Raw genomic sequence first — 245 nt, 5'->3', positions numbered from 1 at the left:
TCGGGCGGCGCGATGGTGGCGGTGCAGGCGAGTGAGGCGGAGGTGGTGGCGGCGCTGGAGGGCGCGGTATGTGTCGCCGCGGTGAACGGGCCGGCGTCGGTGGTCGTCTCGGGTGACGAGGACGCCGTACTGGAGGTCGCCGCCCGTTTCGCGGCCGGGGGGCGCAAGACGAAGCGGCTCCAGGTCAGTCATGCCTTCCATTCGCATCGTATGGAGCCGATGCTCGCGGAGTTCCGCACGGTGCT

At 71.0% G+C, this 245-nt stretch carries 1 protein-coding gene; it reads left to right on the top strand.

Annotation, left to right across the window (positions count from 1 at the left end):
- Positions 1–245: acyltransferase domain-containing protein (locus KUM38_RS41435; RefSeq protein WP_217137309.1), on the top strand; the 245-nt coding region annotated here is incomplete at both ends.

This window comes from Streptomyces sp. AC558_RSS880 (assembly GCF_019049255.1).
Classification (GTDB): Bacteria; Actinomycetota; Actinomycetes; order Streptomycetales; family Streptomycetaceae; genus Streptomyces.
The sequence above is the reverse complement of the archived record's forward strand: the minus strand, read 5'-3'. Positions and strand labels throughout refer to the sequence as shown.